Annotated in this window: 23 protein-coding genes; 13 read left to right on the top strand and 10 right to left on the bottom strand. The window is 72.1% G+C overall.

From position 1 onward, the window contains the following. The first annotated feature begins 138 nt into the window (after positions 1-138). Positions 139-1,122 carry a carbohydrate ABC transporter permease gene (locus tag ACZ6TI_RS23485; RefSeq protein WP_465347266.1) on the top strand — a complete coding sequence of 328 codons (984 nt, stop codon included), beginning with the start codon at positions 139-141 and terminating at the stop codon, positions 1,120-1,122. After that, entirely contained in the window at positions 1,119-2,033 is a 915-nt protein-coding gene (locus tag ACZ6TI_RS23480) for a carbohydrate ABC transporter permease (protein ID WP_465347265.1), read from the top strand. The genes ACZ6TI_RS23485 and ACZ6TI_RS23480 overlap by 4 nt, the downstream gene beginning before the upstream one ends. A gap of 131 nt (positions 2,034-2,164) precedes the next feature. On the opposite strand, the gene ACZ6TI_RS23475 is transcribed toward ACZ6TI_RS23480, so the two are convergent. Beyond that, positions 2,165-3,073, bottom strand: coding sequence for a CAP domain-containing protein (locus tag ACZ6TI_RS23475; RefSeq protein ID WP_465347264.1), 909 nt, complete (start codon positions 3,071-3,073; stop codon positions 2,165-2,167). A gap of 312 nt (positions 3,074-3,385) precedes the next feature. Between ACZ6TI_RS23475 and ACZ6TI_RS23470 the strand changes: the two genes are divergently transcribed. After that, complete coding sequence (locus ACZ6TI_RS23470; protein WP_465347263.1) at positions 3,386-4,252, top strand: alpha/beta fold hydrolase; 867 nt, start codon at positions 3,386-3,388, stop codon at positions 4,250-4,252. A gap of 363 nt (positions 4,253-4,615) precedes the next feature. Here ACZ6TI_RS23470 and ACZ6TI_RS23465 read toward each other — a convergent pair whose 3' ends face one another. Both ACZ6TI_RS23465 and ACZ6TI_RS23460 read right to left on the bottom strand, forming a co-directional pair. Continuing rightward, positions 4,616-6,187 (bottom strand): glycoside hydrolase family 27 protein, encoded by a 1,572-nt coding sequence (locus ACZ6TI_RS23465; RefSeq protein WP_465347262.1) that lies wholly within the window; start codon positions 6,185-6,187, stop codon positions 4,616-4,618. Positions 6,188-6,249: 62 nt separating this feature from the next. After that, the gene (locus ACZ6TI_RS23460; RefSeq protein ID WP_465347261.1) at positions 6,250-6,654 is read right to left on the bottom strand and encodes a nuclear transport factor 2 family protein; all 405 of its coding nucleotides are present in this window, start codon (positions 6,652-6,654) and stop codon (positions 6,250-6,252) included. Between the two features lie 59 nt (positions 6,655-6,713). Here ACZ6TI_RS23460 and ACZ6TI_RS23455 point away from each other — a divergent pair, with 59 nt between their 5' ends. From ACZ6TI_RS23455 to ACZ6TI_RS23420, 8 genes are all read left to right on the top strand, one after another. After that, entirely contained in the window at positions 6,714-7,259 is a 546-nt protein-coding gene (locus ACZ6TI_RS23455) for a TetR/AcrR family transcriptional regulator (protein ID WP_465347260.1), read from the top strand. 91 nt (positions 7,260-7,350) lie between these two features. After that, a complete protein-coding gene (locus ACZ6TI_RS23450; protein WP_465347259.1) occupies positions 7,351-7,794 on the top strand; it encodes a chemotaxis protein CheW in 444 nt (147 codons plus the stop codon). Further along, positions 7,791-9,233 carry a CheR family methyltransferase gene (locus ACZ6TI_RS23445; RefSeq protein ID WP_465347258.1) on the top strand — a complete coding sequence of 481 codons (1,443 nt, stop codon included), beginning with the start codon at positions 7,791-7,793 and terminating at the stop codon, positions 9,231-9,233. Before ACZ6TI_RS23450 ends, ACZ6TI_RS23445 begins: the two co-directional genes overlap by 4 nt. Continuing rightward, a complete protein-coding gene (locus tag ACZ6TI_RS23440; RefSeq protein WP_465347257.1) occupies positions 9,230-9,802 on the top strand; it encodes a chemotaxis protein CheW in 573 nt (190 codons plus the stop codon). Before ACZ6TI_RS23445 ends, ACZ6TI_RS23440 begins: the two co-directional genes overlap by 4 nt. Continuing rightward, on the top strand, positions 9,799-11,271 hold the full coding sequence (locus ACZ6TI_RS23435) for a HAMP domain-containing methyl-accepting chemotaxis protein (protein ID WP_465347256.1): 1,473 nt from the start codon (positions 9,799-9,801) through the stop codon (positions 11,269-11,271). The genes ACZ6TI_RS23440 and ACZ6TI_RS23435 overlap by 4 nt, the downstream gene beginning before the upstream one ends. Further along, on the top strand, positions 11,271-13,304 hold the full coding sequence (locus ACZ6TI_RS23430) for a hybrid sensor histidine kinase/response regulator (protein WP_465347255.1): 2,034 nt from the start codon (positions 11,271-11,273) through the stop codon (positions 13,302-13,304). The genes ACZ6TI_RS23435 and ACZ6TI_RS23430 overlap by 1 nt, the downstream gene beginning before the upstream one ends. Beyond that, a complete protein-coding gene (cheB, locus tag ACZ6TI_RS23425) occupies positions 13,301-14,356 on the top strand; it encodes a chemotaxis-specific protein-glutamate methyltransferase CheB (protein WP_465347254.1) in 1,056 nt (351 codons plus the stop codon). The genes ACZ6TI_RS23430 and cheB overlap by 4 nt, the downstream gene beginning before the upstream one ends. Then, positions 14,353-16,308 carry a response regulator gene (locus ACZ6TI_RS23420; RefSeq protein WP_465347253.1) on the top strand — a complete coding sequence of 652 codons (1,956 nt, stop codon included), beginning with the start codon at positions 14,353-14,355 and terminating at the stop codon, positions 16,306-16,308. The genes cheB and ACZ6TI_RS23420 overlap by 4 nt, the downstream gene beginning before the upstream one ends. Here the strand turns inward: ACZ6TI_RS23420 and ACZ6TI_RS23415 are convergent. Genes ACZ6TI_RS23415 through ACZ6TI_RS23400 form a run of 4 tightly spaced genes read right to left on the bottom strand, consistent with a single transcriptional unit; the run spans position 16,301 to position 22,430 of the window. Then, entirely contained in the window at positions 16,301-18,460 is a 2,160-nt protein-coding gene (locus tag ACZ6TI_RS23415; protein WP_465347252.1) for an N-acetylmuramoyl-L-alanine amidase, read from the bottom strand. The two genes, ACZ6TI_RS23420 and ACZ6TI_RS23415, sit on opposite strands and share 8 nt — an antisense overlap. A 51-nt stretch (positions 18,461-18,511) precedes the next feature. Next, positions 18,512-19,162: a GNAT family N-acetyltransferase gene (locus ACZ6TI_RS23410; protein ID WP_465347251.1), complete on the bottom strand. Its 651-nt coding sequence runs from the start codon at positions 19,160-19,162 to the stop codon at positions 18,512-18,514. A 17-nt stretch (positions 19,163-19,179) separates the two neighbouring features. Continuing rightward, a complete protein-coding gene (locus tag ACZ6TI_RS23405; protein WP_465347250.1) occupies positions 19,180-21,672 on the bottom strand; it encodes an ABC transporter permease in 2,493 nt (830 codons plus the stop codon). After that, on the bottom strand, positions 21,669-22,430 hold the full coding sequence (locus ACZ6TI_RS23400) for an ABC transporter ATP-binding protein (RefSeq protein ID WP_465347249.1): 762 nt from the start codon (positions 22,428-22,430) through the stop codon (positions 21,669-21,671). The genes ACZ6TI_RS23405 and ACZ6TI_RS23400 overlap by 4 nt, the downstream gene beginning before the upstream one ends. Before the next feature lie 147 nt (positions 22,431-22,577). Here ACZ6TI_RS23400 and ACZ6TI_RS23395 point away from each other — a divergent pair, with 147 nt between their 5' ends. Together ACZ6TI_RS23395 and ACZ6TI_RS23390 are read left to right on the top strand one after the other, a co-directional pair. After that, on the top strand, positions 22,578-23,753 hold the full coding sequence (locus ACZ6TI_RS23395; protein WP_465347248.1) for a sensor histidine kinase: 1,176 nt from the start codon (positions 22,578-22,580) through the stop codon (positions 23,751-23,753). Then, on the top strand, positions 23,750-24,388 hold the full coding sequence (locus ACZ6TI_RS23390; RefSeq protein WP_465347247.1) for a response regulator: 639 nt from the start codon (positions 23,750-23,752) through the stop codon (positions 24,386-24,388). The genes ACZ6TI_RS23395 and ACZ6TI_RS23390 overlap by 4 nt, the downstream gene beginning before the upstream one ends. Positions 24,389-24,397: 9 nt before the next feature. On the opposite strand, the gene ACZ6TI_RS23385 is transcribed toward ACZ6TI_RS23390, so the two are convergent. Genes ACZ6TI_RS23385 through ACZ6TI_RS23375 form a run of 3 tightly spaced genes read right to left on the bottom strand, consistent with a single transcriptional unit; the run spans position 24,398 to position 26,296 of the window. Then, positions 24,398-24,922, bottom strand: a complete 525-nt coding sequence (locus ACZ6TI_RS23385; protein ID WP_465347246.1) for a GNAT family N-acetyltransferase — start codon at positions 24,920-24,922, stop codon at positions 24,398-24,400. Positions 24,923-24,932: 10 nt separating this feature from the next. After that, positions 24,933-25,544 (bottom strand): DUF305 domain-containing protein, encoded by a 612-nt coding sequence (locus ACZ6TI_RS23380; protein WP_465347245.1) that lies wholly within the window; start codon positions 25,542-25,544, stop codon positions 24,933-24,935. Beyond that, positions 25,544-26,296: a lytic polysaccharide monooxygenase gene (locus ACZ6TI_RS23375; RefSeq protein WP_465347244.1), complete on the bottom strand. Its 753-nt coding sequence runs from the start codon at positions 26,294-26,296 to the stop codon at positions 25,544-25,546. Before ACZ6TI_RS23375 ends, ACZ6TI_RS23380 begins: the two co-directional genes overlap by 1 nt. Between the last annotated feature and the right edge of the window lie 46 nt (positions 26,297-26,342).

The raw sequence follows: 26,342 nt of genomic DNA, 5'->3' as shown, positions 1-26,342 counted from the left end.
GCCCCCCCGAAAAAAACCCCACAACCGCTAACCACAAACCCCACACCCCCTCCCCCCCCCCCCCCCCACCCCCCCCCCCCCCCCCCCCCCCCCCCCCCCCCCCCCCGCTCCGCTCTCTCCCCGAGGAGGTGAAGGCCTATGTTCTCGGTCGCGGAAAGCACGTCCGAGAAGATCACCCAGATGATCGCGGCGGTTCTGCTGTTCGCCGCGGTGATGGGAATCATTCTGTTCTTGGCCGGTCGTGCCAAGGGCCGTCGCAGTGACCGCGTGGTCGCCTACACCTACCTGGCGCCGACGCTTCTGATGCTGCTCGTCGGCCTGATCTATCCGGGACTGCGCACGATCTGGCAGTCGTTCTTCAACGCCGCCGGAAACGCGTTCATCGGGCTCGACAACTACATCACGATCTTCAGCGACACCGACCAGCTCACCGTGCTGCGAAACACGGTGTTCTGGGTGGTGGCGACGCCGTTCGTGGCGACCGCGGTCGGCCTGCTCTACGCGATCCTGGTGGACAAGGCCCGGCTCGAGTCCGCCGCCAAGGCGCTGATCTTCCTGCCCATGGCGATCTCGTTCGTGGGCGCGTCGATCATCTGGCGGTTCGTCTACGAGTACCGCCCGGACCAGGGCAGCGTGAAGCAGATCGGCCTGCTCAACCAGGTGCTGGTCTGGCTGGGCGGCACCCCGCAGCAGTGGCTGATCGAATCCCCCCTGAACACCTTCCTGCTCATCGTCGTGATGATCTGGATCCAGGCCGGCTTCGCGATGACCGTGCTCTCGGCGGCCATCAAGGCCATCCCGGACGACATCATCGAGGCGGCCCGGCTGGACGGCGTCACGGCGTTCGGCATGTTCCGCTTCGTCACGCTGCCGACCATCCGCCCGGCCGTCGTCGTGGTGCTCACCACGATCGGCATCGCCACGCTGAAGGTCTTCGACATCGTCCGCACGATGACCGGCGGCCAGTTCAACACCAGCGTGGTGGCGAACGAGTTCTACAGCCAGAGCTTCCGCAGCGACAACCAGGGACTCGGCGCGGCGCTCGCGGTGCTGCTGTTCATCCTGGTCGTCCCGATCGTGGTCTACAACATCAGGCAGCTGCGAGCGGCGGAGGCACGATGAGCACACTGGCACCACTCCCCACCGAAGCGCCTCTCACCGCGACCGGGCCGACCCCGGCCGGCAAGGCGAAGAAGAAGCTGACGTCGCCGTGGGCGTCGCTGTTCGCGGTCGTCCTGGCCGTGCTCTGGACGCTGCCCACGTTCGGCCTGCTGGTGTCGTCCTTCCGGCCACAGCGGGAGATCCGCACGAGCGGCTGGTGGACCTGGTTCACCGATCCCACGGTGACCCTGGAGAACTACCGGTCGGTGCTGAGCAACGACAGCGGCGCCGGGCTGGGCGAGTTCTTCGTGAACTCGTTCATCATCACCATCCCCTCGGTGCTGATCCCGGTGACGCTGGCCGCGCTCGCGGCGTACGCGTTCGCCTGGATCAAGTTCCCCGGCCGGGACATCCTGTTCGTGGCGGTCTTCGCTCTGCAGATCGTGCCGATCCAGGTGACCCTGATCCCGCTGCTGACGCTCTATGTGGACGCGGGCATCTCGGGCACGTTCTGGCCGATCTGGCTGTCGCACTCGATCTTCGCGCTGCCGCTCGCCGTGTTCCTGCTGCACAACTTCATGAAGGAGGTTCCGGCGACGCTGCTCGAGGCGGCCCGGATCGACGGCGCCGGACACGTCGCCATCTTCTTCAAGGTGTTGCTGCCGCTGCTGCGGCCGGCGCTCGCGGCGTTCGGCATCTTCCAGTTCCTCTGGGTCTGGAACGACCTGCTGGTGGCGCTGACCTTCGCGGGTGGCGGCACGGCGGTCGCGCCGATCACGGTGGCGCTGGCCAACCTGAGCGGCACCCGGGGCAACGCCTGGCACCTGTTGTCAGCCGGCGCGTTCGTCTCGATCATCGTCCCGGTGATCGTGTTCCTGGCGTCGCAGCGGTACTTCGTCCGCGGCCTGCTGGCAGGCTCCGTCAAAGGATGAAACGGATGGGTGGGCGCGCTCCGTGGTGGGGCGCGCCCATCCAACACCTGGGTGCGACGCGAGGTTTCCCGAAGGCAAGGTCCAACACCTGGGTGCGACGCGAGGTATTCGCCTAGCCGGGGCTGCGCTGTCTAGTGCGGGGTGGCGAAGTCCTGCACCCAATAGGCCGTGCGCTCGCGGTCGAAGGCCAGGCCGATGCCCATCTGGTGCAGCGAGCAGTCCATGATGTTCTCCCGGTGCGACGGGCTGTGCATCCAGCCGTTCACCACCTCCGCGGCGCTCTCCTGCCCGCGTGCGATGTTCTCGCCGTAACGCTTCCACCGGTAGCCCGCGTCCTGCACCCGGTCCCCCGCGCTGTCGCCGCTCGGCGACTCGTGCGCGAAGTAGCCCCGCCGCGCCATGTCCGCCGCGTGCCGGTTGGCCGCCGCGATCAGCCGCGAGTCGAGCGTCAGGTTCTCGCAGCCGCCGCGCCGCCGGTTCTCGTTGACCAGGCCGAGCACCTGCCGCTGCACCGGTGCGGACGTGCTCGACGACACCATGCTCGGCGTGACGTCCTGCTGGGCGGTGACGCGCTGCGGGCGGGCGGCCGGCTTCTCGTCCGGCTCATCGTCTCGGGCGGGCTTCGCCTGGGCCGGCTTGTCGTGAGCCGGCTTGCCCTGGGCGGGCTCGGCCTGGGCGGCCGGCTTGGCCTTCGGCTCGTCGGCCGGGACGGCCGCGAGGGCCTGACCGCCGGGGCGCTGCGGGGTGCCGGCGCCGGCCTGGTCGTCGGCTGCGGCGGCCGCCGGGTCGGCCGGGTTCGACCCGGCGGTGGTCGCCGGGGCGGGATCCTTCTGGTCGCCGAGACCAGGCAGATCCAGATCCGGTACGAACCCGCCCGGCTGATCGTCGTCGGCGGGCAGTTGCGGGACTCCCGGAATGCCGGTCAGCGCCACACCCGGCTCGCCCGGCGTCGTGTCCGCCCCCGCCGTCGTCGCCGCGATCGCGCCGGCCAGCAACACGGCCGAGGCCGTCACACACACCACCACCAGCGGTTTGCGCATCCCCGTATCCTCACGTCGTCCGCGCCGTGGCCGATCCACGACGCCCTGGCCGGACCAACGGCGCACGGCCCTGACCGGTGACTTCGCGGTATTCGGCACACATTCGGCGAAGATCGACTTGACCTGGCGTTATGCGCTCGGCGACGGGCGCCGGACACGCTCGGCGACGGCGTACTTCACCCGTTCGGGGTAATCCGTCCGGGCGCTTCTCCCCCGCCGGGTGTTGCGTATAGGTGTGCAGAGCAAACACGGCCGGGCGCCATTGTGGATATTGCGTTGCGTGGATCCGGGGAGCGGGTTGAATCGCGTTACATGAGCTCACCGCAGCAGTCGCCGGCCGGCATCACCTATCAGCGTCAGGGACCGCCGGGGCGGCTTCCGATCCTGCTGATCCATGCCGGCATCGCCGATCGGCGGATGTGGGACCCGCAGTGGGACGCCCTCGTCGCGGTCCGCGACACCGTGCGGCTCGACCTGCGCGGGTTCGGCGAGTCGTCGAGCGCGCCCGCAGGACCGCTCGACCACGTCGCCGACGTCGTCGGCACGCTCGAGCACCTCGGCATCGCGCGGTGCCATGTCGTCGGGTCGTCGTTCGGCTCGGGCGTGGCCACCGAGGTGGCCCTGACCCGGCCGGATCTGGTGCGGTCGCTGCTGCTCTGCCCGCCCGGCGGCAGCCTGCTCGCCGACCTCACGCCCGACCTGCGGCACTTCTTCGACGCCGAGGAGGCCGCCCTGGCGCGCGACGACCTCGACGCCGCGGTCGAGGCCAACATCGCGACCTGGGTGGTCGGCAAGGGCCGGGCCGAGTCCGAGGTCGATCCCGCGGTGGCCGATCTGGTCCGGCGGATGCAGCGGCGGGCCTTCGAACTCTCGGCCGGCTGGGGTGACGTCGAAGAGACCGAGCTCGATCCGCCCGCGCTGGAACGGCTGGCCGACCTCGAACCGCCCGTGCTGGTGCTCGTCGGCGGGCACGACCTGGACACCACGCAGGACGCGGCCACACGGGTCGTCGCCGGGGCGCCGCGGGCGCGGCGGGTCGACTGGAAGGACGTCGCCCACCTGCCGTCGATGGAGAAGCCCGAGGCGTTCCTCGAACTCCTCCTCGACTGGGCCGACTCCTCAGAGGAAGCAGAGCGCTCTGCTTCCTCTGAGGAAGCGGGCGCACACGACGCTCCCTGAACGGGAGGGCGCGCACGAGGCTCTCTCGGAGGAAGCGGGCGCGCGCGGCGCCCCCTTTGAGGAAGCAGAGCGCTCTGCTCCCTCTGAGGAAGCGGGCGCACACGACGCTCCCCTGAACGGGAGGGCGCGCACGAGGCTCTCTCGGAGGAAGCGGGCGCGCGCGACGCTCCCTCTGAGGAAGCAGAGCGCTCTGCGCCCTCTGAGGAAGCGAGTGCGCGACGCTCCCTGAGCGGGAGCGGGCGCGGGCGAGGCTCCCTCAGAGAAAGCACGACGCTCCCTATGAGGAAGCAGAGCGCTCTGCGCCCCCTGAGGAAGCGGGCGCGCACGACGCTCCCCCTGCGGGAGCCGACGCGCGCGAGTGACTCAGCCGCGGCGCCAGATCTGGTTGGGCTGGGCGTGGCACGGCCAGATGATGATCGGGGTGCCGCCGGCCGTGCCGCCGCCGGAGACGTCCAGGCACTGTCCGGACTGGACGGCGGTGATGGTGCCGTCGGTGTTCAGGCGGAACTGCTGATTCGGGGCTCCGGTGCACTCCCAGAGGATGACCCTCGTGCCGGCGGCGGTGTCGCCGTTGAAGACGTCCAGGCAGCGGGTGCCGTCGTAGACCCGCAGCTCGTTCGTGCCGGTCAGGTTGAAGCGCTGGTTGGCGCCGCCGTTGCAGGTGAAGATCTCCGCCGCGGTGTTGTTGACCACCAGGTTGTCGTGCAGGTCCAGGCACTGGCCGGAGCCCTGGCCGACGAGGGTCTGCCCGGCGTAGGGAGCGCCGCCGGAGACTCGATAGACGACCGTGCCGTGTGCCGGGACGGTGGCGCTGATCGTAGAAGTGGTGGTGGTCGTGGTCTTCGACCAGAGATCCCGCAGGACGTATTGGGAGTTGGGGTTCATGCCGACCTGCGCGGCGGTGGTCGAGATGGTGACCGGCGTGGCGTTCTCGTTGAACAGCGCCACGGCGCGGTCGCCGTTGGCCAGCACCTTGCTGAAGACCCACTGGCCGCCCCAGTCGCGCACCACGTACGCCTGCTTGCCGAGCGCGTCCTGGTCGATCGCGATGACGTCGGTGTTGTTCAGGATCTGGAAGGTCGCGTCGCTCGCCGAGCGCAGGTCCGAGCCGATCAGCAGCGGCGCGGACATCATCGACCAGAGGGAGAAGTGCGTCCGGTACTCCACATCGGTCATGCCGCCGTTGCCGACCTCCAGCATGTCCGGGTCGTTCCAGGCGCCGGGCTTCGCATAGGGCGCCAGGATGCTGTTCTGCCGGATGATGTTCAGCACCGAGCCCCAGTTGTCCTGGATGTCGTCGGTGGTCCGCCAGGCGTTGCCGACCGGGCCGGCCCACCGCCACGGCTGGGTCGAGCCCCACTCGCAGATGGCGAAGAGGATCGGCCGGCCGGTGGCGGCGAGGGCGTCGCGCATCCGGGTGTACCGCTGGTAGGCGTCGCGGCCCTGGTTGTTGCAGTTGTCGTACTTCAGGTAGTCGACGCCCCAAGAGGCGAACAGCCGCGCGTCCTGGTCCTCGTGGTCCAGCCCGCCGGGGAAGCCCTCGGCCGCGCAGGTGTGGGTGCCGGCGCTGGTGTAGATGCCGAACTTCAGGCCTTTGCTGTGCACGTAGTCGGCGACGGCCTTGATGCCGTTGGGGAATCTGTTCCAGTCGGGCACCAGGTTGCCGGACGCGTCCCGTTGCGGCTGGGCCCAGCAGTCGTCCAGGTTCACGTATTGGTAGCCGGCGTTCTTGAGGCCGCGGTTGACGAAGATGTCCGCGATGCCCTTGACCATGGCCTCGTTGAACTCCGCCCGGCACCAGGTCGAGTTCCAGTTGTTGAAACCCATCGGCGGGGTGCGGGCCAGGCCGTTGTCGAGCGCCGCGGCCGGCCCGGCGGTGGTGAGCTGGACGGCCGGCACGGCGACGGTCGCCGCCAGCGCCAGCACGAGGGACATCAGAACCCGGCTCCTGCGCATATCGACGACTCTCTATGCGCTGAAGACCTTTGTCAACACTCCTAACCGTGCGCCGCGGCGATCGCCCGGGTCATCGCGGCGGTGTCCTGATATTCGCGCCAGCGGGTGATCCGGCCGTCCACCACGGTCAGCACCGAGATGAACGGCGCGCTGGCCTGATGCCCGGCGAGCGTGGCGGTCAGGGTGTATTCGACGACGATCGTGTCCGGGTCGCGGGTCTCGTGGACGGCGGTGGTGCGGCAGGCGTCGACGTGCATCGGCAGCGCGGCGCGCTGCGGGTTGGCGAACGCGACGAACTGCTCGCGGCCCTCGATGCGGGACGGCCGGCCCGGCGCGGCGAACGGGAACTCGACGACCACGTCGTCGGCCAGGTCGTCGCCGGACAGCGGGGTCAGGCCGCCGATCCACTCCCGTTGCTTGCGCTCGAAGAACTCGCGCGGCGTCATGGCGGCCTCCGGTTAAGATGAGTTGCGACTCAGGTAACGATAATGAGTGGAGACTCATCTTGTCCAGCAGACCGCCGCGCTCGGATGCGGTGCGCAACCGGGAGCGCATCCTGGCGGCGGCCGAGCAGGTCTTCGCCGAGGGCGGGCCGGACGCGTCGACCGAGGAGGTGGCGCGCCGGGCCGGAGTGGCCGTGGGCACCGTGTTCCGGCACTTCCCCACCAAGGCGGACCTGCTGCGGGCGCTGATGAAGACATTGCTCGACCAGGTCACCGCCGACGCCGTGACGCTGGCCGCGGACGGCGACCCGGCGACCGCGCTGTTCGAGTTCTTCGAGCGCCTGGTGCGGCGCACGGCCGCGAACCGGACGGTGGTCGGGCTGCTGGCGGTGCCGCTGGACGGCCCGATCGGGTCGCTGGCCGAGGTGGTGGGCACGCTGCTGGAGCGAGCACAGGCCGCGGGCACGGCCGGCGCGGGCGTGCGTACGGATGAGGTGATGGCCCTGCTCGTCAGCACCTGCCAGGGCGCGTTGCAGGGCGGCTGGGACCCGGATCTGCGCGACCGCACGCTGGCGATCGTGTTCCGCGGGTTGCGCCGGGACGAATGATTCTCGGAACTATGCGGCAGAACATCGCTAATCTGAGCCAATGGCACAGCTAGGACATTCTGGCCGCCACGGCTCAGAAGAAGCCGGCCCGATGTCGCTCGTGTTCCGGGCCGGGTCGATGCTGTGCGCGCTGCGACTGGACGAGGTCATCGAGACCATGCGGCCGCTGGCGACCCGCTCGCTGGCCGGCGCGCCCGCCTTCGTCCGCGGGATCTGCATCATGCGCGGCGTGCCCACCCCCGTGGTGGACGTCGCCCGGCTGCTCGGCGGCGAGCAGGCCGAGGTGTCCCGATTCCTCGCGGTGCGGACCGAGCGCGGGCCGGTGGCGTTCGCGACCGGCGAGGTGGCCGGGATCCGGCCGACCGCTCCGGGCGAACCCGCCGCCGGGCACGCCGGCCTGCTGACCGGCGCCTCCAGCCGGCTCGTCGCCGGGGTCGGCACGATCGACGCCGAGCCGCTCCTGCTGCTGCAGAGCCTGCGGGTGGTGCCCGACCACGTGTGGGCGGCCGCGGCCGGTGAGGCGGTGCCGGCATGACCACACAGCCGTCCGAGATCACCCGGTTCCGCGACCTGCTGGCCGCCCGGATGGGCTGGACGTTCGCCGACAACGACGTGCCGCACCTGGCCGCCGAACTGGGCCGCCGGGCGGAGGCGAGCGGGCTGGGGCGCGACGCGTACCTGACCCGGCTGGGCGCCGGGCGGTGGCACGACGAGTTCGCGTCGATCGCCGAGGACATGACGGTCACCGAGACGTACTTCTTCCGGCACGGCGAGCAGTTCCGCGCGCTGGCCGAGGTCGCGCTCCCGGAACGGCTGGCCGCCCGCGCCAGCCAGCGCGCGTTGCGCCTGCTCTCGGTCGGCTGCTCGTCCGGCGAGGAGCCGTACACGCTGGCGATCGTGGCGCACGAGGCACGACCCGACCGCGGCTGGATCGTTTCGGTGCTGGGGCTGGACGCGAACCCGGCGATGCTGCGCAAGGCCGAGAGCGGGCACTACTCCGCATGGTCCCTGCGGGAGACGCCGGACGCCGTGCGTGAGCGCTGGTTCAGGCATCCGCACGACGGCACGTACGAGGTGGATCCGCAGATCCGCGCCGACGTGCGGTTCCAGCGGCACAACGTGGCCGAGGACGACGCGGACCTGTGGCGGGCCGGGCAGTACGACGTGATCTTCTGCCGCAACCTGCTGATGTATCTGACCCCGGACACCGCGGCCACGCTGATCGGGCGGATGACCCAGGCGCTGGCCCCGGGCGGCTACCTCTTCCTCGGGCACACCGACTCGCTCGGCAGCCGCCCGGACGGCCTGGAGGCGATGCACAACAACTCCACGTTCTTCTACCGCCGGCAGACCACCGGCGCCGCGCCCGCCAGGCACCCGGCCACCCCGGCCACCCCGGCCACCCCGGCCACCCCGGCCACGCCGCTCACTCCGGGTCCCCGGATCGAGGAGCCTCGGCGGCCGCCGGTCGTCCGGCCGGCACCGGGGCCGGACCGCATTCTCGCGCTGATCCACGAAGAGCGCTTCGCCGAGGCGCTGGCCGAGTCCGGCCGCGCCGACCGCTCGAACCCGCGCGACCCGCTCGTGCACGGTGTGCTGCTGGCCCAGGCCGGGCAGCTCGCCGAGGCCGAGATCGACGTGCGCCGCCTGCTCGACACCGACGCGCTCTACGCGGACGCGCACCACCTGCTCGGCGTCTGCCTCGAAGACGGCGCGACGGTGGACGTGGCGATCGGGCACTACCGGCTGGCCGCCTATCTGGATCCGGCGTTCGCGATGCCACGGTTGCGGCTCGGGCTGCTCAACCGGCGCCGGGGCGAGGACCGGGCGGCCGCGGCCGAGCTGGAACGAGCCCTGTTCCTGCTGCGCGAGGAGCGGGACGACCGGATCGTGCTGTTCGGCGGCGGCTTCGGCCGGATCGCGCTGACCACGCTCTGCCGCACCGAGCTGGACGCCTGCGGGAGCCGGCGATGAGCCCGGACTCAGTGGTCGACCGGGTCACCTCGCTGCGGGCCGAGTTCGACGACTCGTTCGCGCGGCCGGCCCGGCGGCACGACGCCGAGCACGCCGAGCTGCTGGCGATCCGGGCCGGTGGGCGCGCCTACGCGCTGCGCTTGTCCCAGACCTCCGGCCTCTATCCGGACCGCCCGGTGACGCCACTGCCCGGGCCGCTGCCCGCCCTGCTCGGCGTGGCCGGCTTCAGCGGCGCGATCGTGCCCGTCTACGACCTCGCCGCCCTGCTCGGCCACCCGGTGCCGGAGCGGCCGCGCTGGCTGGTGCTGGCGGCCGGCTCGCCGGTGCTGGCACTCGCCTTCCACGACCTCGACGGGCACGTGCGGGTGCCGGCCACCGCGATCATCACCGAGGCCGGCGAGCAGATCCACGGCAGCGTCCGCGGCATGGTGCCGCTGGACGGTGGCACCCGCCCGATCGTCGACCTGGCGGCCGCCCGCGCCGCCGTGCACAAGCTGGCCGGACACCCGCAGACCGGACACCCGCAGACCGCACACCCGCAGACCGGACACTCCGAGGAGCGACAGTGAGATTCGCCGGACGCACCTTTGGCAGCAAGCTCGCGAGCGGCTTCGCGCTGACCGTCGTGCTGACCCTCCTGATGGGCACCGCGTCGGTGATCGCGCTGAACATCGTGGTCAACAACAAGGACAAGGTGATCGCCTCGGCGACCGACAACCTGGTCGGCGCCGAGCGGCTGAACAGCACGATCGAGAACCGGATCAGCGACTACCGCGGCTACCTGCTGAACGGCACCCAGGAGTTCCTGGACCTGACCAACGCCGGGCGCAGCAAGTTCCTGGCTCAGGTCGGCGAGCTGCGTGGCAAGCTGACCGACCCGTCCGAGCTGGCCATGCTCGAGCAGGTGTCGCAGGACGAGGCCGCGCACGCCGCGGCGGTCAACCCGGTGATCGAGCGCCGCAAGACGCTGAAGGACCTGACCCAGGTCAGCCAGCTCGGCGGCGAGCTGGTGCGGCCCGCCCGGGAAAAGCTGGAAGGCTCGATCGCGGCGCTGACCGAGCAGGTCCGAGCCGACGTGGAGCGGTCCCGGCGGGAGTCGACCACCACCGCCACCCAGGCCGTCGTCGTGGTGATCGTGCTGGGCCTGCTGGCCATGGGCTCGGCCATCGTGATCGCGGTGCGGCTCAACAGCGGCCTGCGCCGCGAGGTGGGCACCGCGGTCGGGCACATCCAGAGCTCGTCGGCGCAGCTCGAGGCGGCCGCGTCGCAGCAGGCCACCGGCAGCCGCGACCAGGCCAGCGCGATGAACGAGATCACCACCACGATCAGCGAGCTGCTGATCACCTCGCGGCAGATCGCCGACAACGCCAAGCGGGTGTCGCAGATCGCCGAGGACACCGCGGGCGCGGCCGAGGCGGGCGATTCGACGATCGACCAGACCCGGCAGTCGATCACCGCGATCCGCACCCAGGTCGACCTGATCGTGCAGCACATGCTGTCGCTCGGCGAGAAGTCGCAGCAGATCGGCGGCGTCGTGGACCTGGTGTCGGAACTGGCCGAGCAGACCAACATCCTGGCCATCAACGCCACCATCGAGGCCAGCGGCGCGGGCGAGTGGGGTCGCCGGTTCGCCGTGGTGGCCGAGGAGATCCGCAAGCTGGCCGACCGCACGGCCGGGTCGGCGAAGGAGATCCGGGCGCTGATCGACGACGTCCGCGGCGCGGTCAACACCACCGTGATGGCCACCGAGATCGGCGCCAAGTCGGTGGACGCGGGCAGCCGCCAGTTCGACGACGCGACCAGCTCGTTCCGCCGGATCGCCCAGCTGGTCGCCACCACGAACGACGCCACCCGCGAGATCGAACTCTCCACCAAGCAGCAGACCACCGCGGTCGAGCAGGTCAACGTCGCCGCCTCGGACACCGCCCGGGTCACCCGGGAGACCGAGGCCAGCGCGGTGCAGACCCGGCAGACCGCCTCGCACCTGTCCAACCTGTCGAGCGACCTGCTGGACCTGGTCGGCACGGGCCGGCGCTGATGGCCGGAGATCCGCTCAAGTACTTCCGGATCGAGGCGCGGGAGCTGATCGATCAGATCAGCGCCGGCGTGCTCGACCTGGATCAGGAGCCCGGACCGGACCCGGTGGCCCGGCTGCTGCGCTTCGCGCACACGCTCAAGGGCGCGGCGCGGGTGGTCAAGCAGCAGGAGATCGCGGACCGGGCGCACGCGTTCGAGGAGGTGCTGGTCGCGCACCGGTCGGACGCCGCGGCGCTGCCCGCCGACGAGATGCGTGAGCTGCTGCGGCTCAACGACGAGATCGAGGAACGGGTGGCCGCGCTGGAGCCGCCGGTCGGCACGGAAGAGACCACGGCCGCCGCGCCGGTGCCGGAAACGCAGGCGCCGGCCCGGGCCGCGACGTCCGATGTGGATGATCTGCTGGACGCGATCGGCGAGGCGCACACCCGCTTCGCGCCGCTGCGGGGCGGCAGCTCGGCGATGGACCGCCTGCACCGGTCGGCCGACGCGCTGGCCGATCAGCTGCGGGCCGACCGGCCCGGGGTGGTGCAGTCCGCGCGCACCTCGGCGCTGCGGATCTCCAGCGAGTTCAGCTATCTGGCCCGCCGGCTGTCCGATGTGGTGGAACAGGTCGAGCGCGAGCTGGACGAGGTGCGCGGCCGGGCCGAGCGGTTGCGGCTGGTCAGCGCGTCGAGCATCTTCACCGCGCTGCACCGGGCGGTGCGCGACGCCGCCGAGGCGCAGGGCAAGCGGGTACGCTTCGAGGGCCGCGGCGGCGATCTGCGGCTCGACCCGCACGTGCTGGGCCTGGTGAGCGGCGCCTTCCTGCACGTGGTGCGCAATGCGGTGGCGCACGGCATCGAGGCGGCCGAGGCCCGCGCGGCGGCCGGCAAACCCGCGGAGGGCACGGTGGTCGTCCAGGTCGAGCGCCGTGGGCGCTTCGCGGCGTTCCGGTGTACGGACGACGGCCGCGGCTTCGATCTGGCCGCCGTACGCCGCACCGCCGAGCAGCGTGGCCTGCTGATGCCCGGCAGCACCGAACCGGATCAGCAGACGCTGCTGGACCTCGTGCTGCGCGGCGGGATCAGCACCTCCGCCCAGGTGACCGAGGTGTCCGGGCGCGGCATCGGCCTGGACGTCGCCCGGGACGTGGCCGACCAGCTCGGCGGCGACGTCACGGTCCGCACCGACGCGGGTCGTGGCGCCACCGTGGAGCTGGTCGTACCCCTGGCCCTGTTGTCCTTGAACGGCCTGATCGTGGAGACCGCAGGGCTGGTGGCAACGGTGCCGCTGGACACCGTGCGGACCTGCGTGCGGCTGCAACCTGAGCAGGCGACCGCGGCGGCCGCCTCCGGCCGGATCGCGCACGAGGGTCAAGCGCTGCCGTTCCTGCCGCTCGCCCGGGTGCTCTACGCGGGCGCGACGGTGCCGGACACCGGCAGTCCCGGCGTGGCGGTGATCGTGGCGGCCGACGGCGACGCGGTGGCGATGGGCGTGGACCGGCTGGCCGGCACCTCGACCCTGGTGGTCCGCCCGCTGCCCGAGCTGGCCCTGGCCGCGCCGGTGGTCGGCGGCGTCTCGATGGACCTGGACGGCAACCCGCGCCTCGTGCTGGACGCGCACGGCCTGGTGGCCGAGACCCGGCGCGGCAATCCCGGCGGGCACGTGCCCGCGGTGCCCGCCCGGAAGCTGCCGATCCTGGTGATCGACGACTCGCTCACCACCCGGATGCTGGAGCGCAGCATCCTGGAGTCGGCCGGCTACGAGGTGGACCTGGCCGCGTCCGGCGAGGAGGGGCTGGAGAAGGCCCGGTCCCGCGAGTACGCGCTCTATCTCACCGACATCGACATGCCCGGGATCGACGGCTTCACCTTCGTCACCGAGACCCGGGCCGACCCCGAGTTGCAGCACGTCCCGGCGATCCTGGTGAGCTCGCGGGCCGGCGCCGAGGACCGGCAGCGCGGCACCGAAGCCGGGGCCGGCGCCTATGTCGTGAAGGGCGAGTTCAACCAGGAGGAGCTGCTGGCGCACATCCGGCGGCTGGTGCCATCGTGATCAGGGTCTTGGTGGTGGAGGACTCCGCGACGATGCGGCACCACCTGCGCGCCGCCCTCGCCGCCGACCCCGAGCTGGCGGTGGTCGGCGAGGCGCTGGACGGCGGGCAGGCCGTCGAGATGTGCGGCCGGCTGCGCCCGGACGTGGTGACCATGGACATGATGCTGCCCACGATGAGCGGGCTGGCCGCCACCGAACACATCATGGCCGACTTCCCGACGCCCATCCTGGTGGTGTCCTCGGCGAACCGGCAGGAGCTGTTCAGCACCTACAACGCGCTGGCCGCCGGTGCGGTGGACGTGCTGGAGAAGCCGCGCGGGGACGCGTCGGACGCGGGCTGGGAGCGGCGGCTCTGCTCGTCGGTGCGGATGGTCTCGCGGATCCGGGTGATCACGCATCCCCGGGCCCGGCTGAGCCGCCCGGCGCACGTGCCGAAGGCGCCGGCGGCCCTTCTCACCGCCGACACCGGGCTGCGGCTGGTCGCGCTGGGCGCGTCCACCGGTGGGCCGGGCGCGCTGACCGAGCTGATCCGGGCGCTGCCGCCCGAGTTCCGCACGCCGGTGCTCAGCGTCCAGCACATCGCGGCCAGCGAGCCGTTCGCGGTGGCCTTCTCCGACTGGCTGGCCGACCAGACCGGGCGCAGCGTGAGCTATGCGCAGGACGGCATGCTGGTGCGCGGGCTGGCCGGGCGTGTGGTGCTGGCGCCGCCGGACCGGCACATCACCGTGCGGGACGGCCGGGTGCACGTCGGCGACGGGCCGCCGCGGCACTCCTGCCGGCCCAGCGTGGACGTGCTGTTCGACTCGGTCGCCCAGGAGTACGGGCCGAGCGCCGCGGGCTGCCTGCTGACCGGGATGGGCCGGGACGGCGCCGAGGGGCTGCTGCGGATGCGCGCCCGCGGCGGCATCACGTTCGCGCAGGACGAGGCGAGTTGCGTGGTCTACGGGATGCCCCGCGAGGCGGCGTTGCTCGGCGCGGCCGCGTACGTGCTGCCCCCGGCCGGGATCGCCGCCAAGATCGCCGATCTGATGCCGAGCGGGGTGCCGCGATGATCACCCCGACGGTGCTGATCGTGGACGACAGCCTGACCGTGCGGATGGACCTGCACGAGGCGTTCGAGGCGGACGGCTTCGTGACCATCCTGGCCGCCACCGGCGAGGAGGCTCGCTCCGCGTTCGCCGACGCGCACTTCCAGGTGGCGGTGCTGGACGTGCTGCTGCCCGACGCGGACGGCCTGGAGCTGATGCGCGAACTGCACGCCACCCGCGGTCGCGAGCAGGTGGTGACCGTGCTGCTGTCCAGCGAGTCCGAGGTGGCCGACCGGCTGGCCGGGCTGCGCACCGGCGCGGACGAGTACGTCGGCAAGCCCTACGACGTGGGTTACGTGGTGGCCCGGGTGCGGCAACTGCTCAGCGAGGAGATCCCGGACGACGAGCCCGCCCTGCCCACGGTGCTGGTGATCGACGACAGCGTGACCTTCCGGGAGCAGTTGCGCGAGCTGCTCGAGCCGGAGGGTTATGCGGTGCTCACCGCGTCGTCCGGCGAGGAGGGCCTGCGGGTGGCCGCGGACCGGCGGCCGGCCGCGGTGATCGTGGACGGCGTGATGCCCGGCATCGACGGCGCCACGGTGATCCGGCGGATCCGGCTCGACCCGGCCCTGCGCGACACGCCCTGCCTGCTGATGACGGCGGCGGACGACTACGCCACCGAGGTGCAGATGCTGGAGGCGGGCGCCGACGGGTTCGTCCGCAAGCAGCAGGATCTCGCCGTGGTGGTGCTGAAGCTGGCCGCGGTGCTGCGGCAGAGCGCCGATCAATTGCCCATCGACCCGGGCGGCAGCCTGCACGGGCCGTCGAAGGTGCTCGCCCTGCACCCGGACCGGGAGCCGCTGACCGGCCTGGTCGAGGCGTTGCGGGCGGAGGCCTACGACGTGATGGGCGCGGCCAGCGGGGACGAGGCGCTGGCCCTGCTCGCCGAACAGCCGGTGGACTGCATCGTGCTCGGCTTCGACGGCGATCAGGGCCGGGAGACGTGCCGGCGGATCAAGGAGGTGCCGCAGATCGGCGACACCCCGCTGGTGATGACCGGCGTCCAGGACGACTCCATCCTGGACTGTCTGGCGGCGGGGGCGGACGACTACGTGCGGTTGGCGGACGGGCCGGAGGCGTTGCGGGCGCACGTGCGTACCCAGATCCGCCGCAAGCAGAGCCACGACGAGAGCCGGCGGATTCGCGAGGAGCTGATGCGCCGCGAGCTGGACGCGGCCGAGGAGCGCGCCGCGCGTCAGCTCGCCGAGACCCGCGCCGCGCTGGTCGAGGAGCTGGAGTGGCGCAACCGCGAGCTGGAGGCGTTCAGCGGGTCGGTGTCGCACGACCTGCGCGGCCCGCTGCAAATCATCTCGAGCTTCGCCGAGACCATCCTGGAGGACGACGCCGACGCGATCGGCGCCCAGGTGCGCCATCGGGTGGAACGGATCCACGCCGCGGCCGGGCGGATGGCCGATCTGGTGGAATCCCTGCTGATCCTGGCCCGGGCCAGCCGCGGCGAGCTGCGCCGGGAGGTCTTCGACCTGACCGCGACCGTGTGGGAGGTCACCGCGGACGTGCAGGCGCGCGACCCGGCCCGCAAGGTCGAGTTCTCGGTGGCCGAGGGCATGACCGTCGACGCCGACGTGGGCCTGGTGCGGGTGATCCTGGAGAACCTGGTGAACAACGCGGTCAAGTTCACCAGCAAGGTCGAGCGCCCGGTGGTGGAGATCGGCTGCTCGGGCAACCGCTTCTATGTGCGCGACAACGGCGCCGGCTTCCCGGCCGGCGAGTCGGACAAGCTCTTCCGGCCCTTCGCCCGCCTGCACAGCACGGCCGACTTCCCGGGCACCGGCATCGGCCTGACCACCGTGCACCGCGCGATCGAACGCCACGGCGGCGAGATCTGGGCCGAGGGTGAGGACGGGCGGGGAGCGAACTTCTGGTTCACCCTCCCGCCCGCCCGCCGCGCTACTTGATGTAGCTGATCCCGTCGATGTAGACACCCGAGCGGCCCGCCGCGCCGGTGTTGACGATCGCGACCGTGTGCCTGGTCGCGGACGACGCGTGGATGCCCCAGACCAGCTGGCGATATGCCGTGCCGGACGTCTTCGTGTCGATCGTGGTGCGCTTCACCCCGTCGATGTACACGTCGATCTTCCCGGAGTTGCTGTTCTTGCCGATGATCACGCCGATCGCGCGGGCGGTGACCGTCCAGGTCAGCTGGGCGCTCTTCACGTTGCTGTAGAGCGCCTTGCCGTCCAGGTGCGACCCGTTGTTGTTCGTGGTCCAGGTCTTGTATTTCGACGCCGAGGTCTCCGGGACCAGCACGGTGGTGCGCGCCGCCGACGAGGTGGCCGTGTTGCCGGGCAGGTCGGCCGCCTGCAGCGTCCAGGTGGTCGCCGTGCCGGGCTTCACGGTCGTCGAATAGGACGTGGCCGTCGCTCCGAAGTTCACCGTGGACGGTGCGGTCAGCTTGATCGAGCCGAGCTTGGTCTCGTCGGTGACCTTCCACTTGATGTACATCGGGATCGACGTGCTGGACACCGTGCCGCCGCGCATCTCGACCGTGGCGCCCGGGTTGAAGACCGGCGCCTTGGTGTCCGAGACGACGTTGGTGGCCGTGGTGGTCGGGGTGGCGCCGTCGGTGCGCACCGAGCGCACCTGCAGCTTGCGCATGCCGGCCGTCAGCGACACCTGCGCGGACCTCGCCTCCGCGTTCGCCGTCGCCGCCACCCGCCCGTCCACCAGCAGCTCGAACCGCACCTGTTCGGCGGCCGGCGTGCTGGAGGTCCAGTTCATCGTGACGGTGTTCTTGACGTAGTAGGCCCCGTTGTAGGACACCCCGCCGGTCGGCGCGAGCGCGACGACGCTGCCGTCGCCCTGCCCGGCGGCCAGCGTGCGGATCGCGGCGAGCTGGCCGTAGAGCGTGTTGCCCGGGCACTCGGTGTTGACCCCGTCGCGGTGGCCGGAGATGCGCTGGAAGTTCACCTTGGTGCCGAGCGGGAACTTGCCGTCGGACACGCCCTCGGTGAGCTCCGAGGTGCCGACCGGGCTCAGCCCGTATTGGCTCAGCTTGGCCGCCGCGACCCGGGCGATCACTGTCTTGACCACGTCCGGCACGCCGACCGTGCGGTAGTCGCCGAGCACCGCGATGCCGGACGAGTTGGTGTTGAAGCCGTAGGTGTGCGCGCCGATCACCGGCCGGTCGACGCCGCCCTTGCGCCCCTCGAAGAGGGTGCCGCACTTGTCCATCAGGAAGTTGTAACCGACGTCGTTCCAGCCGCGGTTGGTCACGTGGTCGGTCAGGATGCCGCGCAGGATGGCCGGCGAGTCCGTGCAGCTGTAGGTGTTGCTGCCCGCGGTGTGGTGCACGAACTGCACCTTGACGATGTCGTCCGCGGAGTAGTCCGGCGGGTCCTTGACCAGCGTCTCGTCGGCGCCCCACTGGGCCCGCGTCCGGTAGGCGGGGAAGGGCACCGCGGCGCCGCCCTGGCCGCCGTTGGTGCGCATGGACGTGCCGTCCTTGATGACGCCCGGGTCGATCAGGTTGAGCTTCAGCCCGGCCGGCAGGGCCTCGGACTCCGAACCGCTGCGCACCCGCGCCGCGACGCCGTCCGAGTCGCCGACCCAGATCGCGCCGGTGCCGCCGCGCACGTCCTTGCCGGCCTCCGACTTCTGGTCGGGACCGTTGCTCTCCTCGGTCTCCAGCGCCTGCCAGTCGGTCCAGCCCCGGGTCTCGGCCGAGCGGGTGCGCACCTCGACCGCGCCGGTCGGCTTGTCCTTGGGGTCGGTCCAGGTGACGCTGACCATGCTGAACGCCTCGGTGGACCGCGCGGGCAGATCGGCGGCCGACGCCTGGGCATCAGCGGGCGCCAGGTCGACCGGGCGGGAGGTCGCGCGGCGCGGCTTGGACGCCTTCTTCACCGGCGACGGGTCGTCGACCACCGTGTCGGTGTCGGCGACCGGCTGCGCCTCGAACTCGCCGGGCGGCTCGGCGGCCACGGGTGGGTCGTAGAACCGCGCGCTCGCCGTCGGCTTGTCATCCGGCCACGCGACGACCGCTGCCGCCCCGCCACCCACGACCACCACCGCGGCCGCGACCAGGCCGATGAAACGCCGCTGAGACACCCGTTTTCCTCCCCCATGAGCCAACCGCGGGGGAAGAGTAGCGGATCTCGCCTAGTCGTGGGACCCGCTGTCCACAATGCCGAACCACGGCCGGCACGGATCGACGTTTCCCGTGGTCACCTCGTCACCGTGCGTCCACTCCTCGACCGGGAGTCGCAGGTGGCGCAGCAGCACCCGGCCGGACCGCTCGGCCACGAATCCGACGCCGTTGTCCCGATATCCGATTCGCCGGGACACGCCCAGCGAAGCGTGGTTGTTCATGGTTGCCGAGGTGATCGCGGCGAGTGCGCCGAGCTGGTCGAAGGCCAGTCCGAGCGCCGCCGTGCGCATCGCCACCCCGAGCCCGCGGCCGCGCACCGCGGGCACCAGCCAGGACGCCGAGTCGACAGTGCGCAGGTCCGGGAACCGGTCGCCCTCCAGGGTCTGCACACCGATCAGCGCGCCCTGGTGCCGGGCCGCCAGGTGCAGTGTCCACGAGTCCGGCGACCAGGTGCCCAGCGCCCGCCAATAGCCCTGGTGGAACAGCCGCTGCCGGTTCTGCCGGTCGGTGAGCTCCGGCAGGAACGTCAGCCGCGGATCCAGCTCGTAGTCCTCCGGCTCGAGCGCGGCGAGCTCCGGCAGATCCGCCTCGCGGACCGGCCGGAGCTCCACCTCACGACAACGCAACCACAGATCGAAGATCGGCCAGTCCGCATAGGTCACCGGCCGACCTTAAGGCCTTACTCGGTGGCCAGGGCGGTCACCGGGCTCACTCGGGCGGCGCGCCGGGCCGGCAGCACCCCGGCCAGCGCGGTGATCACCACCAGCACGGCGAAGACCAGCGCGAGCTGGCGGACCGGCAGGGCCAGCGGCGCGTTCACGCCGAGTGCCTCGACGGCCAGCCAGGCGTACGGGACGCCGAGCAGCAGCCCGATGGCGGCGCCGATCGCGCCGTAGAGGCTGGACTCGGCGGTGAGCGTGGCGCGCAGGCCCGCCCGGGACAGGCCGAGCGCACGCAGCAGACCCGACTCGCGGGCCCGCTCGACCACCGACAGGGCGGTGGTGGTGCCCACGCCGACCACCGCGATCAGCACGGTCAGGCCGATCAGCCCGATCGCGATCAGCAGCACCGTGTCCAGCACGCCGTTGATCTCGTCGCGCTTGTCGGCCAGCACGGCCACTCCGACGCCCGGGCCGGCGACCGCCTGCCGCAGCGCCTTCTGCGCCTCGGTGCGGGCCTCCTCACCGGGCTCGGCGGTGTCCGCGAGCAGCCCGGACGCCGTCGCCGGGGCGCCCAGCCGGGTCAGGTCGCCGGCCGCCAGCACCAGGCCGGCGCCCAGCGGGGCGGAGTCCGGCAGCAGGGCGGCGACGGTGACTGTGGCCGTACCCCGATCGGTCTTGATCGTGGTCTGATCACCGACCTCGAGCGACGTGATCTCGGCGGTGAAGCCGGAGATCACCACCCGGCCGTCGCGCAGGCCGTGCCAGTCGCCCTCGGTGACGTCGAGCTTGGCCAGCTGGGGCAGGGCGTCCATCGGCAGGTCGGTCGCCTCCAGCTTGACGTCGCTCGAGCCGAGCGAGACACCCGGCAACTTCCGGTACGGCGTGACGTGCGCCAGTTCGGGCCGGCTGCGCGCCCGCTCGACCACGGCCGCGGCCAGCGGCTCCGAGGACGTCGCCTCGAAGTCGGCGGGCACCGACGACGCCACCTCGCGATCCACCAGCGCCCGCACCGACGCGCTGCCGACCAGCGCGCCCGCGATCAGGGTCACGCCCAGCGCGACCACCACGGACACCGCGGCGGCCCGCCGGGGAGCACCGCCGACGCCACCCACCGCGAGCCGGCCCAGCGGTCCCATCCGCCGCAGCGGCCAGCCCGCCGCGGCCAGGATCGGGCGCACCAGCACCGGGCCCAGGGCGATCAGCGCGAAGAAGGCCAGCGCACCGGATCCGACCACGAGCAACAGGTTGGTGTCCGGCTGGTAGTTCTTGGCGTCGCGGGGCGGGAGGTTCGTCAGCACGTACCCGACGAGCAACGCCGCGCCCGTGCTGAGCAGCAGGCCGACCGCCCAGCGCAGCCAGCCGATCCCCTGCTTCCCGGCGGTCGTGCTGGACGCCCGCAGCGCCTCCAGCGGCGCCACCCGGCTCGCCGAGAGAGCCGGCGCGAGCACGGCCAGCACGGTGATCACCATCGCCATCGCGAGCACGCCCAGCGCCTGCGGCCAGGGCACGCCCGGCGACGCCAGCGACGAACCCGCCGCGCGGGCCACGGCCGGCACGATCTGCCCGGCCGCGAACGCCGCGAGGACACCGATCACCCCCGCTATCAGGCCGGTGACCAGGCCTTCCACCGCCAGCGCCCGGACCAGTGCGCCGCGCCCGGCGCCGACCGTGCGCAGCAGCGCGAGCTGACGCATGCGCTGGGCGAACACGATGCGGAAGGTGGACGCGGCGACCAGGGCGGCGGCGACCACGGCCACCGCGACGAACATGCCGATCACGGCGAACAGCTCGGTCACGCCGTCGGCGCGGGACGCGGCCTCCTCGGTGCGCACCTCCTGGGCGTCGCGGACCGTGCCCTTGCCGCCCATCAGCGCCGCTATCTTCTCCCGCGCGCCGGGATCACCCTGCACCTCGACCCGGTCCAACCGGTTGTCCTTGTTCAGGGCGGACACCACGGACTGCGGCGCATAGGCGTCGTGGCCGAAGTCCTCGGCCGCCGCGATCAGGCCCACGACGGTGAGCGCCACCGGCGGCTCGGGCTCGCCGGCGTCGGTGTAGGAGGTGGTCACCCGCACGGTGGCGCCGATCGGCAGGCCCATCCGCTCGGCCGTGCGCGGGGTGACCGCGATCTCGCCCGGCTTCGACGGGTAGCGGCCCTGGCTGACCTGGACCATGGCGAGCGCGCCGGCGCCGGGATCGGCGGAGATGCCGAGATAGTCACCGGCCACCTCGCCGCCCGCCGTGGTGCGGCCGGTCGCCGCGGCCACGCCCGGGAGCTTCTCGATCGCGGCCAGCTGCGCGGTGGTCAGGCCCTCCTCCCCCTGCGCCACCAGGGTCGCCGCGGCCGGCACGGTGCTCAGGCCGTCGAGCATGCTGCGCTCGGTGATCCGCTGGGCCAGCACGGTGGCGTAGACGACGAAGGAGGCGACCAGGACGGCCAGGCCGGTGAGGATCAGCCGGGACGGACGCCGGGCGGCGCCGCCGAGCTGGGTGCGCAGGACGCCGCTCACCGGGCCACCGCCAGCTGCTGCAGGGCGTCGGTGATCGCGGCCCGGTCGGGACGGTCCAGGTCGCCGGCCACCAGGCCGTCGGCGAGGAGCACGACCCGATCCGCGTACGCCGCGGCGCCCGGATCGTGGGTCACCATCACCACGGTCTGGCCGAGCTCGCGCACCGAGTCCCGCAGGAACGCCAGCACCTCGGCGCCCGAGCGGGAGTCCAGGTTGCCGGTCGGCTCGTCGGCGAACACCACCTCGGGCCGCGACACCAGCGCCCGGGCCAGCGCCACCCGCTGCTGCTGGCCGCCGGACAGCTCGCTGGGGCGGTGCGCGAGGCGGTCCCGGATGCCCAGCGCCTCGGTCAGGTGCGCGAACAGCCCGCGCTCGGCGCGCCGCCCGGCCAGGTCGAGCGGCAGCAGGATGTTCTGTTCCGCGGTGAGCTGCGGGAGCAGGTTGAAGGACTGGAACACGAAGCCGATGCGCTCGCGGCGGACCCGGGTCAGCACCCGGTCCGGCTGCACGGTCAGATCGGTCTCGCCGAGCAGCGCCTGCCCGGAGGTGGCCGTGTCCAGGCCGGCCAGGCAGTGCATCAGCGTCGACTTGCCGGACCCGGACGGGCCCATGATCGCGGTGAACTGGGCGCGATCGAAGCCGAGCGTCACGCCGTCCAGGGCGCGGACCGCGGTGTCGCCGGCTCCGTACACCTTGACCAGGTCGATCGCGGAGACCGCGGCCATGGTGCCACGGCCTGCGTGCGCGAGGGTCGTCATCTGTCTGGTTCCTTATCCGTTGAGGTGCGCACACTGTGCCGACCGCCCGGCGGAGGGCACATCGGCCCGCGGGCGGGATCCCGTCCGGGTGGGGATCTGACTTTCGGCCGATGGGAGGCACCTGAGCAGCGCATAACCTGGGTGGCGATGGTGACTCAGGGAAACCGCGCGCTCCTGCTCCGCGCCGGTCAGGCCGGCGCGCTGCTGGTGATGGCCGGCCTGGGCGCCATCGACCTGCTCTCCGGCGTGTCCAACACCGGTCTGCTGGTGCTGCTCGAGGTGCCGCCCGCGCTCGCCGCGGCCGCCGTCTGGCTGCCGAGACACGAGCAGGGATCGGTACGCCTGCCGCAGACCGCCGTCGTCCTGTCGATCTTCTCGCTGCTGGTCACCTTCGTGATCGCGGCCGGCGGGCAGACCAACGCGAGCTTCGGCACGGCGGAGGCGCTGGCCCTGCTCGGCGTCCTCTTCGTCGTCTCGCGGCGCGGCGACCCGGCGTGGTCGGTGATGGCGGTGATCGCCACCGTCGCGGCGGTCGGCCTGCTGCCCATGCGCGGCGGGTTCGCCTACGTCTACATCATCGCCGGGCTCATCCTGGCGCTGGCCGCCACCGTGGCCATCGGCGGCGGCGTCTATCTGCGCACGATCGACTCGTCCCGGCGCCGGGCGATGGACGCGGTGCGGGCCGAGCAGCGCGCCGAGTTCGCCCGCGACCTGCACGACTTCATCGCCCACCACGTGACCGGCATCGTGGTGCAGGCGCAGGGGGCGCGGTTCATCGCCGAGCAGGACCCCCAGCGGGTGCTGCTGGCCCTGGAACAGATCGAGAACGCCGGGGCCGAGACGATGGCCTCGATGCGGCGGATGGTCGGGGTGCTGCGCGACCCGCAGGCCCGGCCGGACGCCCCGCTCGCGCCGATCGCCGGGGTGCCCGAGCTGGAGACCCTGGTCAAGCAGTTCACCGCGGCCGGGGGGCCGCTCGCCCGGTTGCACGTGGACGGGGACGTGCACGGGATGCCGGTGGAGGTGTCCACGTCGGCATATCGCGTGGTGATGGAGGCGCTGACCAACATCCGGCAGCACGCCGACGGGGCCCGGGTGGTGGACGTCTGGGTCCGGCGTACGCCGGAGTGGCTCCTCGTCCGGGTGGCGAACGACGGCGCGCCACCCCGGGCGGCCTTGCCGCGCGAGCGGCCGGGGTACGGTCTCGTGGGGCTGACCGAGCGGGTGAAGACGGTGGGCGGGCGGATCACCGCCGGGCCGGGCATCGACGGTGGCTGGGTGGTGGACGCGGCCTTGCCGCTGATGATGGAGGTTGGCCGGTGATTCGCGTGATCATCGCGGACGACCAGGCGATGGTGCGCACCGGTTTCGGCATGATCATCGGGGCGCAGCCGGACATGGAGGTGGCCGGCGAGGCGGCCGACGGCGTCGAGGCCGTGGCCCTGGCCCGCCGGGTGAAGCCGGACGTGGCGCTGCTCGACATCCGGATGCCCAAGATGGACGGCCTGGAGGCTCTCCGCCTGCTGGCCGGCCCCGGCGTGAAGGAGCCGGTCAAGGTCGTGGTGGTCACCACCTTCGACCTCGACGAGTACGTGCACACCGCGCTCCGCAACGGCGCCGCGGGTTTCCTGCTCAAGGACTCCGGCCCGGCGCTGCTGGTGGAGGCGGTCCGGGCCGCCGTGTCCGGGGACGCGCTGATCAGCCCGTCGATCACCGTGCGGCTGCTCGAGCACCTGAGCCCGCCCGCCCCGACCGGCGACGACGGCGGCCTGTCCCCGCGCGAGGTCGACGTGGTGAAGCTCGCCGCGAAGGGCCTGACCAACGCCGAGATCGCGGCCCAGCTGTTCATCTCGGTCGGCACGGTGAAGACCCACCTGGGCAGCGTCCAGACCAAGCTCGGCGCCCGCAACCGGGTGGAGATCGCCGCCTGGGCCTGGGAACGCCGCCTGGTCGCCTGACCGGTCCGTCTAGAGGGTGATCCAGTAGCGGTAGAGGCGGCCCAGCACGGTGTCGCGCTCGTCCTCGAGGACGCCGCCCTGGCGCTCGATGGTGCGGCGCGAGGGCTCGTTGGCGACGTTGCAGGTGACCAGCACCCGCTCGAGGCCGAGCTTGCGCGCCTCGTCCAGCGACTCACCGAGCGCCCAGGTGGCGAGCCCCCGCCGCCGCGCGGAGGGCCGGATGCCGTAGCCGATGTTGCCGCCCGCGTCGAGCAGGAAGTCGTTGAGCTCGTGCCGCAGCGAGATCGTCCCGAGGACGGTGTCCCCTTCGACGATCCACCAGTGGGTGCAGTGCACCTGTCCCTCGGGCGCCGGCGTGCTGTGATCGGCACGGCTGCGGAGGCGCTCGACCCACCGGGCGAAACCGTCGGCCGAGTCGATGTCGTCCTCGGGCTTGAGACCGGACCCGTCCTGGTGCACGCCGGGCCCCCAGTCGTCGCGGGCGTCGAGAAACTGCCGGTGCAGCGAGGTGGTGGGGGAAATCAGCTCAGGCACACGCGAGAGGCTAATCGCTCGCCGGGCCGGCGGCGAGCGCGAGCAGGCGCTGGACCTGGGACTGGTGATGGGTGGTCATCTCGGCGGCCAGGCTGATCGCCGGGGCATAGCTGCCGCTGCCGGCCTCCAGCCGCGCGGTCTCGATGCCGTTGTGCAGATGCCCGAGCAGCAGGCTGACCGCCGTGCGATCGAACGCCGCCCCCGACGCCTGCCGCAGCTCCTCGATGTCCGACGGGCGCAGCGAATGCAGATCCCCGTGCGCGGCGTGCGCGGACTCGTCGGGATCCGGCGCCGGCGGGCGGCCCCACTCGCCGAGCCATCCGGTGAGCCTGGTCTTCTCGGCCGTCCACTGCCCACTCAGTTCGGCGCCGACGGTCTTGAGGTCGGGGCTCGTCGCCTTCTCCGCGATCAGCGCCGTGACGGCTTCGCCCTGAGCGATGTGCGCGAGGGTCATCTGGGCGAACATCACGTCGGTGTCGCCGGGGGCTGTCGCCGGGCTCGGCACCGCGGCCGGCGCATCCCGGTCACATCCCCCACCGAGGACGAGCGCGCCGACGACACAGAGCAGGACGACAAGGTGCGGGCGGGAACCGCCGGAGCGGCTCCCGCCCACGCGGAGCATCAGATCCGCTCCCAGAGCGCCGGGACGTTCGGCGGCTCCCAGCCGGTCAGGGCGGTGTGGCCCTGACGGCACCGGTAGCTCAGTCCGCCGTAGGTCACCGTGGCGCCGGTCGCATAGGTCGTGCCCGCGGCCCACGTGCCACCGGCCGGCGGCGGCGTGGTCGGCGGCGGGGTGGTGGGCGGAGGTGTCGTCGGGGGCGGCGTGGTCGGCGGCGGATTGCCGCCACCGCCACCGATCTGCAGGTCCACACAGGAGTAGAAGGCGTTGATGGTGTCCGCGATGTTCCAGCGGGCCAGCAGTCGCTGACGTCCGGTGTAGCCGCCCAGGTTGACGGTGTGGGTCTTGGTCGCGCCGGGTTGCGCGCCGCCGTCGTTGAAGGACGCCAGCAGCGTCCCACCGATGAAGTATTCCCAGGTGCTGGTCGAGTGCCGCGCGGTGAGCACCCAGTTGAACGTCACGGTCTGCCCGACCGAGGCGGCCGGCCAGTTGCGGCTCTCGTCGTTCAGCACGCCGAACCGGGTGCCGCCGCCGTTGCACTGGGTGGAGCCCTTGGGCGCCTCGACGCTCTGCGGCTCGTAGATGATGTCACCGCAGTTGGCGACCGCGCCCCGGGCGCAGTTCGCCTGCCTGCTCGGCGGCGTCGAGATGTAGCCGTGGGCCGAAGCCGGTTGCACGGCGACGAAGAACGAGGTGACGACCGCCAGAACGGTCAGGATCGGAAGGGTGATGCGGCGCCGGACTCCTGTTCTCATGAGGAGCTCCTCTTATGGGGGGTGACCGAGGGGGACGGCTTCCGCT

The sequence above is a fragment of the Actinoplanes sp. NPDC051388 genome (assembly GCF_055586225.1).
Note: the sequence above shows the minus strand (reverse complement) of the source record. Positions and strands in the feature narration are given on the sequence as shown.

Bases quoted from the DNA above. Each gene is read 5' to 3' on its own strand.
- ACZ6TI_RS23485 (WP_465347266.1), top strand. From the start codon at position 139: ATGTTCTCGGTCGCGGAAAGCACGTCCGAGAAGATCACCCAGATGATC.
- ACZ6TI_RS23480 (WP_465347265.1), top strand. From the start codon at position 1,119: ATGAGCACACTGGCACCACTCCCCACCGAAGCGCCTCTCACCGCGACC.
- ACZ6TI_RS23475 (WP_465347264.1), bottom strand. From the start codon at position 3,073: ATGCGCAAACCGCTGGTGGTGGTGTGTGTGACGGCCTCGGCCGTGTTG.
- ACZ6TI_RS23470 (WP_465347263.1), top strand. From the start codon at position 3,386: ATGAGCTCACCGCAGCAGTCGCCGGCCGGCATCACCTATCAGCGTCAG.
- ACZ6TI_RS23465 (WP_465347262.1), bottom strand. From the start codon at position 6,187: ATGTCCCTCGTGCTGGCGCTGGCGGCGACCGTCGCCGTGCCGGCCGTC.
- ACZ6TI_RS23460 (WP_465347261.1), bottom strand. From the start codon at position 6,654: ATGACGCCGCGCGAGTTCTTCGAGCGCAAGCAACGGGAGTGGATCGGC.
- ACZ6TI_RS23450 (WP_465347259.1), top strand. From the start codon at position 7,351: ATGTCGCTCGTGTTCCGGGCCGGGTCGATGCTGTGCGCGCTGCGACTG.
- ACZ6TI_RS23445 (WP_465347258.1), top strand. From the start codon at position 7,791: ATGACCACACAGCCGTCCGAGATCACCCGGTTCCGCGACCTGCTGGCC.
- ACZ6TI_RS23440 (WP_465347257.1), top strand. From the start codon at position 9,230: ATGAGCCCGGACTCAGTGGTCGACCGGGTCACCTCGCTGCGGGCCGAG.
- ACZ6TI_RS23430 (WP_465347255.1), top strand. From the start codon at position 11,271: ATGGCCGGAGATCCGCTCAAGTACTTCCGGATCGAGGCGCGGGAGCTG.
- ACZ6TI_RS23420 (WP_465347253.1), top strand. From the start codon at position 14,353: ATGATCACCCCGACGGTGCTGATCGTGGACGACAGCCTGACCGTGCGG.
- ACZ6TI_RS23400 (WP_465347249.1), bottom strand. From the start codon at position 22,430: ATGACGACCCTCGCGCACGCAGGCCGTGGCACCATGGCCGCGGTCTCC.
- ACZ6TI_RS23395 (WP_465347248.1), top strand. From the start codon at position 22,578: ATGGTGACTCAGGGAAACCGCGCGCTCCTGCTCCGCGCCGGTCAGGCC.
- ACZ6TI_RS23380 (WP_465347245.1), bottom strand. From the start codon at position 25,544: ATGCTCCGCGTGGGCGGGAGCCGCTCCGGCGGTTCCCGCCCGCACCTT.
- ACZ6TI_RS23375 (WP_465347244.1), bottom strand. From the start codon at position 26,296: ATGAGAACAGGAGTCCGGCGCCGCATCACCCTTCCGATCCTGACCGTT.